This is a genomic window from Tateyamaria sp. (assembly GCF_039940735.1).
Classification (GTDB): domain Bacteria; phylum Pseudomonadota; class Alphaproteobacteria; order Rhodobacterales; family Rhodobacteraceae; genus Tateyamaria.
Genome location: NZ_JBDVGB010000065.1, coordinates 41,588 through 51,498, shown reverse-complemented (window position 1 = coordinate 51,498; position 9,911 = coordinate 41,588). Strand labels below are relative to the sequence as shown.

Below are 9,911 nucleotides of genomic sequence, written 5' to 3'. Positions count from 1 at the left end.
TATGGGGGGCAGGTGATCGCCGCGCATTTGGCCCAAGCGCGTGACCGTGGGATCAACCGTGCCATCTTGTTTGCCGCGAACAGGGCTGCGGCGCGGGCCTATGAGGCCATTGGTTTTCGCCATATTGGCGCGTATCGTGTTGCTCTGTTTGAGGGCGATGTTTCGATTCCGCTCACGTCCTGAACACGAGGAGATGTTTGATGTTTTTCCGTCCAGAAGCAAAAGCCGAGCTGTGGCGTTGGCGCGAAGTGTTGATCGGAATTGTGCTTGCGGTGCTTGCTTTGTGGTGGCTGGCGGGGCCGCGCGGATTACTTGGGTTTTTGGCCCCGGTTGTGTTGATTGGGGCAGGGGCGTTGATCATGATCGGCCTACAACGTGGGCGCTTTCGCGGCGCGGGCGGTGGGCTTGGCACTGTGCAGGTCGACGAAGGGCAAGTGAGTTACTTCGGGCCTCTGTCTGGCGGTTTGATCGCTTTGCGTGAAATGTCACGCCTGACATTGGACGGCGCGCAACGCCCGGCCCATTGGCGCCTTGAACAGCCGGGATTGCCGGATGTGATGATCCCGGTGGATGCCGACGGGGCGGATGCACTTTTTGACGCATTTGCCAGCCTGCCGGGGTTGAAAACCGAACATATGTTGGGACAATTACGTGCAGCCCCTGATGCGTCAGTGGTGATTTGGCAACGCCAAGCACCGACCTTGTTGCAGATGGAACCGCGCGGGCGGGCCTAAGCGCAGTTTCAAGTGCGGCCATGCGCAATCGACGGTGATGTTACGCACGCCAGCCACACATTGACACCCCAGTCAAATCGTCCCATCCCTATTCGCTAAATGCAGGCACAAATTCGGAGCCCTAAATGTCCATTCCTCAATCCGGCGGCGGTCCTATCGAACATCACGGCCAGCTGGCCGAATACATGGCCGACGGTTGCAAGCCCAAGGATGCGTGGCGCATTGGCACGGAGCACGAGAAATTCGGCTATTGCCGCGACACGCTGAAACCGCTGCCGTTTGAAGGCGCGCGATCGATCGAAGCGATTTTGGGCGGTCTACGCGACCGTCATGGCTGGAACGAACTGCGCGAAGGTGGGCACCTGATCGGTCTGGAAAAAGGGCTGTGCAACATTTCGCTCGAGCCGGGTGGGGCGCTTGAATTGGCGGGTGCACCGCTGGAAACCATTCACGAAACCTGTGACGAGGTGAATCAACACCTCGCTGAAGTCAAAGACATTTGCGATGGCATTGGTGCCGGATTTATCGGTCTTGGCGCAGCACCCCACTGGACGCACGACGAAATGCCGCTGATGCCCAAGGGCCGTTACAAACTGATGGACGCCTATATGGGCCGCGTCGGCACGATGGGGCGCGCGATGATGCGGCGCACGTGCACAGTGCAGGTGAACCTCGACTTTTCGACCGAGGCAGACATGGTGCAAAAGATGCGTGTCGCGATTGCGATGCAGCCGATTGCAGCGGCATTGTTTGCCAACTCGCCGTTTTTTGAGGGTAAGTTGAATGGCCATAAATCATGGCGCAGCCGCATTTGGCGCGATCTGGATCCGACGCGCACAGGCATGGTGCCGTTCGTATTCGAAGACGGCTTTGGCTTTGAACGTTGGGTGCAATACGCACTCGATGTGCCGATGTACTTTGTCTATCGCGACGGCAAATACATCGATGCGCTGGGCATGTCGTTCCGTGATTTCATGGAAGGCAAGTTGCCCGCACTGCCGGGCGAAACGCCGACGCTGAGCGATTGGGCCGATCACATGACAACGGCCTTTCCCGAAGCACGGGTGAAAAAATTCATCGAAATGCGCGGGGCCGATGGTGGCCCGTGGCGTCGCCTGTGCGCACTGCCTGCGTTCTGGGTGGGGCTGATGTACGATCAAACTGCGCTGGATGCCGCGTGGGATTTGGTCAAAGGATTTGATGCGGAAACCCGCGAACAGCTGCGTATCGCGGCCTCCGTCGATGGGCTGCAAGCAGTGGTGAACGGGGTCAAAATGCACGATCTTGCACGCGAAGCTGTCGCAATTTCGCATGCGGGTCTTTCCGCGCGTGCGCGTCCCGGTGCGGGTGGTTTGGTTCCGGACGAAACCCATTTCTTAAACGCTTTGCAAGAAAGCATCGACACCGGAAACACCCCCGCGGATGAGCTGATCGAGCATTATCACGGGGATTGGAACGGCGACGTGACGCGAGTGTTCGAGGCTTATTCCTACTAAAACGATCCGTCTTGGGTGGCGTTCCGGCGACATCCTGCCATTCAACTGCGAGGCGCTAACGCGTTAACCCCTCGCAATTTGCACGGCCACTCAAGGCCGTCTTATTTGGGCGGACTTATTTTGCTGGCGCACCCCGTCCCAACACACGCTGTTCATAAAGCGCGCGCACTTCGGCTTTGCGTGCGGCCTGCATTTCTGCGGTCGTGCTCTGGTTGGCACGATCAAGTGACGCGTATCCTTGCATTGGATCATGGCTGCCCCCGCCCGATTTTGATCGGCGCGGTCCGCCAAAGCCACCGGGGGGCGGGCCGAATTTGTTGTCCACGGACTGGGATGGAAGCAGTGTCATGATGAACACGATCAAACCACCTACCAAGGGCACAAAATAAAGCAGACAAAACCAACCCGAAGCCCCCACATCATGCAGGCGGCGCACCGTCACCGTGATGCGTGGGAAAAACGTCAGGAGCAGGTAATAAACCATCGTCAGCGCGAAGGGGTTGAACATTTCAACCGCGTTTTCGTTGCCTTGAGGTTGGGCGGCAAACTGCATAATCGTTGCGGCGTCGACAAAGGCCAGCACAGTGATTGCAATCACTTCAAACAAGAAGAACCACCAGTATTCCGACCGCGGTGCGCGGCCCGAGAATTTGAATGTCCCTGCAAAAACCGAAACGACTGCTTCTGGAAATCCCATTGAATTTAGCCTTTTTATGACGCGTATTACGACCTGTAGGTTCTATCTTGAGGGGAAATTCCGGCGCAACTGTGGCGCAATTGGTATTTTGAAAGGGCGGGGCGAAAGGAATCGCCCCGCCGTTTTTTCAAGCCGGTTGGGGGGCTGGTTGGCCTTGCTGCGGCGCGGTTGGATCGATCAAGGCGGCGCGCAGCATCCCCATCGCGTGGGTGAACCCCAACCCAAGACAAAGGGCCGCAAACCCAAGGGGCAGCATCAATGCAGCGAACAAGCCGCCCGCGATCAATGGCAAGATTGCACCGATCATCAAAACGCCGCCTGCACCGATAGCGGCAAAACCGGTCGCGATGCTAAGGGTGTTCACATAGGCGCGTTCTCGGGTGTGCGGGCAGTTGCCCGCCAGTGCGCCGATGCGCATGATCATGAGGCTAAGTGCGCCAACCGCGCCAAGGCCAAGGATAAAGTATAAGATTGCAATAATCAGCATGGGATTGGTCCTTTCAAGTGCTGGTTCGGGTAGGGAGGAAGCGGGCGACGCGACACATCGCTGCGCCAGCGGTTGTAAAGTTTGCCGAATGCAAAGCCCCAGGCGGTGGCGTGGACCGCAGCGGTTATGCCGAAGGTCAGGATGCCGTCCATTTCGTGGAGATCGCCATGAATAACAGCGGACGTTAGGGCCAGAACACAGCCGACGATAACGGTAATTGCCGCGCAACCCGCAGCACCCTGAGGTGACCCTTTGCGATAGTGCAGATAGATCAGCAGCACAGGCGTGCCAACGATCAGATAAGGCAAACCTCCAACGGCAACCGCAAAGACTGGGATGGCAAGCATCCAGAAAAACAAAAGCGCCACCACAACCGGTGCGCTGACCAGCGCAAAGAAGAAGGCCAATGGGTCAATCGCATAGCGCGCGCCGGGGATGTGCGGCTCGGGTACGCTTTGCGGGATTTCTTTATTTTCCATTTTTTCTGTCATGAGAGAAACTCCGAGGCAAATAAAAAGTCGTCAGTCGTCTTGTTTCGATTTGGGCAGGAAACGCGCGATACGGGCACCCATCTTGATTAGGCCCATCTGGACGGACCGCGGCATGCGGTTGATGTCGGTGTACCAGTCGTCAAACATCTGCATCGTTTCTAGCGTTTCCGCGATCCGCTTTTTGATCGCGGGTGGGGTGGCATCGCCTTCGGCCTCTTGTTGCACTTGCTGCAACGCCTTGAGGGTGGGCGCGTATTCGCGGGCGCGCCGACTTTCGATCACGGTTTGAACAAGGTCAAACATATCGCGGATCGAATGGAAGTGGTCGCGCCGATCGCCCAATTTGCGGGTGGATTGCACAAGGCCAAGGCTTTGCAATTCTTTGATCCCAGTCGACACGTTGGAGCGCGCGAGGTTCAGCAGGTCGCAGATTTCATCCGCCGTCAATGGCTCGGGCGAGATGTGCAGCAACGCGTGGATCTGTGCCACCGACCGATTGGTGCCCCACTTTTGGCCCATATCCCCCCAGTGAAGGATGAAGTCTTGCATAGATTGGGTCAGGTGCATTTTTCGACTCAGTCTGTTATTTCTGTAAATTCAGAAATAACAGACAAGACTGGTACGTCAAGAAGATTTGGGCGTTAAGTCAGTTTGGCCGTCAGGATACGAAGTGCTGCGGCGCCGAAGAACAGCGCAAAGGCTGCCTCGAACCCACGTTTTGCCCGCACATAGGTTCGCATCATCCGAGCCGACGAAAAGATCAGTGCATAGCCGTGAAAGATTGTGAAACTTAGCGCGCCAACCGCCAAAATGACGCTGAGCAGTCCGATCGCAGGCGTACCGGGGGGGACTCCAACAGAATAGAGAGCGCCAAAAAACAGGATCGCTTTGGGGTTGGTCAGGTGCAGGGCAAGGCCCTTGGCATAGTGACCTTTAAGATCGCGGGTTGCGGTTGGCGGCACCTTAAGCGCCGCGCCCAGCCAAGCGGCGCGGGCGGATTTGATCGCGAGCCAACCCAAATAGGCGGCCCCAGCATAGCGTATGATCTCAAACAGCCACGCATTCGCCAACATGATGGCCCCAAGTCCGAAAGCGGCAGAAATGGACCAAGTGAGCGACCCTGTCGTCACCCCGGTTGCTACGGCCAGCCCCGCACGCCGTCCGGAGGTCATAGACGTGCCCGCAATGGTCAGCGTCGCAGGGCCGGGGCTTGCACTTGCAAGCAGGGCGGCCAGAAGGATCAAGGGCAGGTTGATGTCGCTCATGATGTGCCTTTGGGGTATGGAACGGGTGGTTCCAGCTTACGCGTCCGGAACAAGCGCGTCCACAAAAGCGCGCACTTTGGTTTCAGCCATTTCGCAAGGTTTCAGCCGGGTGCCGGACGCAAGTTTGTACCAATTGAGGCTGATATAATCTGTGCCACCCAGCTCCTCGGCGACCAGTTTAATGGATTTTTCACAGGCGAATGCAGATTTTGTGACCACATAGCGCCGCCCATTTGCAGTTCCGGTAAACGTACCCAACGGCAACGCAGACAGCGCTGCGCCAAAGCTGACCATATGGTCTATTGGCCGATCCGCGGTTCGGTCCCGGCGCGTATGCGCGAAATGTTGGCGCGGTGGCGCCAAAAGACCAACAACGTCAGTAAAATGCCAAATACAAGCGCATCTTCCGCCCCCAGAGACAGCATCAAAAAGGTCGATGATGCAGCTGCCAACAGTGCTCCCATTGATGAAATACGACTAAGAAGCGCGCCGCACAGCCATGCAAGGCAAGCACCAATGCCGACCGGCCAATGAAGCGCCAGCATCAGGCCAAGGAAGGTTGCAACGCCTTTGCCGCCCTTGAAATGTAACCAAACCGGATAGCAATGGCCCAGCATTGCCGCCAAGCCGGCCAATTGCGCGGCATCTTCGGACCCTGTCAGGGCACGCGCCAACAGCAGGGCAACTGCTCCCTTTGCGCCGTCAAGCAAAAGGGTCAGCGCAGCGGCTGTCTTGTTTCCGGTGCGCAGCACATTGGTCGCGCCGATATTGCCCGACCCAATGTCGCGCAAGTTCCCAAGGTTCATGACCTTCGCCAGCACCATACCAAATGGGATCGACCCCAGGGCATAGCCGATCAAGGCCCAAAGCAGCAGAATAAATGCAGAAGTCTCAATAAGCGGCATAGTTCGCCTTTTACGTCTAAGGTTTTTGAAAGACGGAGCGACCCGCCACATAGGTTGCCAAAACCTTACCTTGCATGCGGGCTCCGTCAAAGGGGGTGTTGCGCGATTTGGAATGGAGTGTGGCACGATCCATAACAAAGGGCGCATGGGCGTCAAACAGAACAAGGTCCGCAGGTGCGCCTACAGCCATGCGTCCGCACGGCAAACCTAGCCGCTTGGCCGGGTTCAGTGACATGGCGCGCCAAAGTTGCGGCAGGGTGATAAGGTCGGCATGAAACAGACGCATGGCGGCGGGCAGCAACGTTTCAAGGGCGACCGCGCCCGAGGCCGCAGCTTCGAATGGCAAGCGTTTGCTTTCTTCGTCTTGGGGCGTGTGCATGGAACTGATCACGTCAATCAGGCCGGATTGGACGGCTTCGGCGATGGCAAGGCGGTCTTCTTCGTCGCGCAAAGGTGGTTTGATCTTAAAGAAGGTTCGGTAGTCGGCGACATCCAGCGCGTTTAGCGTCAGGTGGTGGATCGAGGTGCCTGCAGTAATGTCAAATCCGTTGTCCTTGGCGCGTTCCAGCGGGGGCAGGGCACGCGCGGCGGTAATCTGATCGGCGTGATAGCGCGCGCCTGTCATTTCGACCATGGCGATGTCGCGGTCCAGACCCATGCGTTCGGCCATCGGGGACACTGCAGGCAGACCACGCAAGGACGCGAACTTACCCGACGTGGCAGCGGCCCCTGCCGACAGGCTTGGATCTTGGGGGTGGGCGATGACCAAAGCGCCCAGACTGCGCGCATAGGCCAGCGCGCGAGATAGGACTTTGCTGTCAGTGATGACGTGGTCGCAATCGGTAAAGGCGACGGCGCCGGCATCAAGCAGAAAGCCGATTTCCGTCATTTCGCGCCCTTTGCGCCCTTTGGTGAGCGAGGCCATCGGCAGCACGTTGACGGGGGCGGCTTCGCGGGCGCGGCGGATGACAAATTCGAGGGTTTCGGGGTTGTCGATGACCGGGTCGGTATCGGGCCGTGTGACCATGGTCGTGACGCCACCTGCGGCGGCGGCGAGGCCTGCGGAACCAAAGCTTTCTTTGTGTCGCTCGCCGGGTTCGCACACCTTTACACCGATATCGACAATGCCGGGTGCAAGGTGTTTGCCGTTGCAATCCACAGTCTTCTCGGCCTGTGGGTGGGGTGTCTGATCCGTGATAATAGCCGAAATTTGGCCATTTGTGACGCCTATGGCCCCGGTTGTGATGGTGCCGGATTCAGGGTCAATCAGCTTGGCGTTGGTGAAAAGCGTGTCGGTCATGCGTCGCCTCTTTGGACTTTTCTAAGCAGTTGGTACACATCGCGCGGGGCGGTCAATCGTTCAAACCCCAACGGTCGTTCAGTGTTATTGCTGAACATCTGTTTTCCGTAGGACGTGCCAAACCACACGGCTTTTTTACGCCCTTCATCAAGATGTAACACGGTGTCTTCCGTAATCGGATAGCTGTCGAGCTTGCGCCCGCTTAGGCCGGCGCGGGCAATAAACGCGCGAGTGTTTGACAAGCTATAGAACGTGCGACTGCGTTGGTATGCGGCCCAAAAGTGTTGGCCAACAAAGAAGTACAGCGCGATTCCCAAAAACAATGTAGGCACACCAAGCAGTAGGGTTGAGGGTTGGGATATCACCATAAAAAGAGGTATTCCGCCCCAGACCATCATAAACAGCACGGCAAATGGGCTTTCAAATTCCAATTGCACGCGGGACGAAGGCTTTCCTTGCCAGATGACCTGCTCGTCCGGGTCTAGCAATCCTTCCCATTCGTCGTGGCTGTTCATCCTGCAATCCAGATTATGGCCCATGTGAACAGGCCCAATAGGATCAGCACAACGGTCGCGATGCGGCCTGACATGGCGGCGTCCGAGGGCCGTTTTTTGACGGTGGAAGGTGGGGCGGTGAACGGTTTGGCAGCCTCTGAGGAGACGACCTCGGTCGCACGCCAATCAACAGCGGGCATGCCGTATGTGCCAATCAGAGTGAGGGTTGGAATGGGCGATAGGGTGACGGCGCGCCCTTGGAAGGCGCGAGAAAAGACGATCATCACCCAGCCACCCAAGCGATCGAGTTTGGGACGGTCCGACGCGAGTTCTTCGGGCGGGATTGCGTTGCCTTCGGTGAGGTAGCCACTGAGCCCAATGCCTTCGAGGTCTGAAACCGGGAAAACCTCGACATGGGTCGCGTCCACTTCGACGCCGAGCGCGGTTGCGATGGATGCGGCGTCGCCTTTGAACTCCGCCGCTTCTGCATCTGTCATAGACAGCGCAAAGACGCGGATCGCACCAGTTTCAGAGGCCTTGACGGAGATATCAGCGTTCATGTCACCCCCTGTGGTAGCGCATTTTCGCGCGCTTGCATGATGCGGTCCCGCAAAGTTTTGGGGGCGGGTGGTATGGGCAGGGTTGTTGCCGTTCCGGAATTCAAGCGGATTACCAACGACCAAAACGGAAAGCGGTTGATGCGTTTGATTTCGGCTAATGGCATGCGTGATGGCAGGTCGTCGTCCGGTACGATATGTATGGCCCGATTTGTCAGGTGCCATATGGTTTTCCGGTTGTGCATCCAGATGTCGAGTTCTCCGAACACCCACATATAGAATAGGCCGAACAGCACTGCGCCGGGCAGGGCAAGCAGCGTAACAGACAGGCTTTGCCCCAAGCTGCCAATCTGACCAAGGACGACCCAAACGGCGACAATCGTGCCCATGCGAATAAAAAACGAGCGTCCCGAGATTGTCCAACTGTGCAACAGCGTTTCGCCAGGCATCAGGTCGGTCGTCAGATCGGCGTCCGTCATGCCGCGCCCCGATGATCGCGCAGATTGCGTGCCAGTAAGTCCATAGCGGCCATACGCACTGCGACGCCCATTTCGACTTGGTCTTGGATGACACTGCGGTTGATGTCATCGGCCAAAGTGCCGTCGATTTCGACACCGCGGTTCATGGGGCCGGGATGCATGACAATGGCGTCGGGCTTGGCGTGCGCCAGCTTGTCGGCATCAAGGCCATAGCGATGGTAGTATTCGCGCTCGGATGGGATAAAGCCGCCATCCATGCGTTCGCGTTGCAAGCGTAGCATCATCACAACGTCCACGTCAGCGAGGCCTTCTTCCATGTCGTCGAACATCTCGCAGCCAAATTCGGCAATGCCGGCGGGCATCAACGTAGGGGGGGCGATCAGGCGGATGCGGTTTTCCATCTTACCGAGAAGGATAATGTTGGAGCGCGCCACGCGGGAATGTGCAATGTCGCCGCAAATCGCGATATTCAGGCGATGCAGCCGTCCTTTTGCGCGCCGGATGGTAAGTGCGTCGAGCAGGGCTTGGGTCGGGTGTTCGTGACGCCCGTCACCTGCATTTAGGACGGCGCAGTTTACCTTTTGCGCCAACAGATCTACCGCGCCGGAATGTGGGTGACGCACCACCAAAAGGTCAGGATGCATAGCGTTCAGGGTCATGGCGGTGTCAATCAGCGTCTCACCCTTGGTGATGGATGACGCCTGCATCGCCATATTCATCACATCTGCCCCCAGCCGTTTACCAGCCAGTTCAAAACTGGCCTGCGTGCGGGTCGAGTTTTCAAAAAACATGTTGATTTGGGTTAGGCCCGTCAGCGCATCGCCGTGTTTTTTGGCGGCCCGGTTCAGGGTCACGTAGTCTTCGGCCAAATCAAGAAGGGTGACGATTTCTTCGGGACGGAGGTGTTCGATGCCCAGAAGGTGGCGGTGGCTGAAAGTCATGATGGCCCCTGTCGCTGCTTGGTGCGTTATAGTCTTGGGTGTGCGTGGGCGGCAAGCGCTGGCAT

14 protein-coding genes and 1 pseudogene are annotated in these 9,911 nt (G+C 57.6%); 3 read left to right on the top strand and 12 right to left on the bottom strand.

Going from position 1 to position 9,911, the window contains the following annotated elements:
• The 3 genes and pseudogenes from ABJF76_RS14370 to ABJF76_RS14360 form a co-directional block, all read left to right on the top strand.
• A pseudogene (locus ABJF76_RS14370) lies at positions 1–183 on the top strand (N-acetyltransferase); the annotation flags it as partial.
• Positions 184–197: 14 nt separating this feature from the next.
• The gene (locus ABJF76_RS14365) at positions 198–734 is read left to right on the top strand and encodes a hypothetical protein (protein WP_413821866.1); all 537 of its coding nucleotides are present in this window, start codon (positions 198–200) and stop codon (positions 732–734) included.
• A 125-nt stretch (positions 735–859) separates the two neighbouring features.
• On the top strand, positions 860–2,230 hold the full coding sequence (locus tag ABJF76_RS14360) for a glutamate--cysteine ligase (protein ID WP_413821867.1): 1,371 nt from the start codon (positions 860–862) through the stop codon (positions 2,228–2,230).
• Positions 2,231–2,345: 115 nt separating this feature from the next.
• On the opposite strand, the gene ABJF76_RS14355 is transcribed toward ABJF76_RS14360, so the two are convergent.
• The 12 genes from ABJF76_RS14355 to ABJF76_RS14300 all read right to left on the bottom strand — a co-directional run bounded on the left by ABJF76_RS14355 (position 2,346) and on the right by ABJF76_RS14300 (position 9,846).
• A complete protein-coding gene (locus ABJF76_RS14355; protein ID WP_413821868.1) occupies positions 2,346–2,927 on the bottom strand; it encodes a DUF805 domain-containing protein in 582 nt (193 codons plus the stop codon).
• 127 nt (positions 2,928–3,054) lie between these two features.
• Positions 3,055–3,414 carry a hypothetical protein gene (locus ABJF76_RS14350; RefSeq protein ID WP_413821869.1) on the bottom strand — a complete coding sequence of 120 codons (360 nt, stop codon included), beginning with the start codon at positions 3,412–3,414 and terminating at the stop codon, positions 3,055–3,057.
• Positions 3,408–3,905, bottom strand: a complete 498-nt coding sequence (locus ABJF76_RS14345) for a hypothetical protein (protein ID WP_413821870.1) — start codon at positions 3,903–3,905, stop codon at positions 3,408–3,410. Before ABJF76_RS14345 ends, ABJF76_RS14350 begins: the two co-directional genes overlap by 7 nt.
• Before the next feature lie 30 nt (positions 3,906–3,935).
• On the bottom strand, positions 3,936–4,472 hold the full coding sequence (locus tag ABJF76_RS14340) for a GbsR/MarR family transcriptional regulator (protein ID WP_413821871.1): 537 nt from the start codon (positions 4,470–4,472) through the stop codon (positions 3,936–3,938).
• Between the two features lie 74 nt (positions 4,473–4,546).
• Positions 4,547–5,170 carry a LysE family translocator gene (locus ABJF76_RS14335; protein ID WP_413821872.1) on the bottom strand — a complete coding sequence of 208 codons (624 nt, stop codon included), beginning with the start codon at positions 5,168–5,170 and terminating at the stop codon, positions 4,547–4,549.
• 36 nt (positions 5,171–5,206) lie between these two features.
• On the bottom strand, positions 5,207–5,464 hold the full coding sequence (locus ABJF76_RS14330; RefSeq protein WP_413821873.1) for a hypothetical protein: 258 nt from the start codon (positions 5,462–5,464) through the stop codon (positions 5,207–5,209).
• A 5-nt stretch (positions 5,465–5,469) separates the two neighbouring features.
• Positions 5,470–6,075, bottom strand: a complete 606-nt coding sequence (gene plsY / locus ABJF76_RS14325) for a glycerol-3-phosphate 1-O-acyltransferase PlsY (protein WP_413821874.1) — start codon at positions 6,073–6,075, stop codon at positions 5,470–5,472.
• Between the two features lie 16 nt (positions 6,076–6,091).
• Positions 6,092–7,375, bottom strand: coding sequence for a dihydroorotase (pyrC, locus tag ABJF76_RS14320; RefSeq protein ID WP_413821875.1), 1,284 nt, complete (start codon positions 7,373–7,375; stop codon positions 6,092–6,094).
• On the bottom strand, positions 7,372–7,890 hold the full coding sequence (locus ABJF76_RS14315; RefSeq protein WP_413821876.1) for a hypothetical protein: 519 nt from the start codon (positions 7,888–7,890) through the stop codon (positions 7,372–7,374). Before ABJF76_RS14315 ends, pyrC begins: the two co-directional genes overlap by 4 nt.
• Entirely contained in the window at positions 7,887–8,429 is a 543-nt protein-coding gene (locus tag ABJF76_RS14310; protein ID WP_413821877.1) for a hypothetical protein, read from the bottom strand. The genes ABJF76_RS14315 and ABJF76_RS14310 overlap by 4 nt, the downstream gene beginning before the upstream one ends.
• On the bottom strand, positions 8,426–8,905 hold the full coding sequence (locus ABJF76_RS14305) for a hypothetical protein (protein ID WP_348409086.1): 480 nt from the start codon (positions 8,903–8,905) through the stop codon (positions 8,426–8,428). The genes ABJF76_RS14310 and ABJF76_RS14305 overlap by 4 nt, the downstream gene beginning before the upstream one ends.
• On the bottom strand, positions 8,902–9,846 hold the full coding sequence (locus tag ABJF76_RS14300; protein WP_348409085.1) for an aspartate carbamoyltransferase catalytic subunit: 945 nt from the start codon (positions 9,844–9,846) through the stop codon (positions 8,902–8,904). The genes ABJF76_RS14305 and ABJF76_RS14300 overlap by 4 nt, the downstream gene beginning before the upstream one ends.
• Between the last annotated feature and the right edge of the window lie 65 nt (positions 9,847–9,911).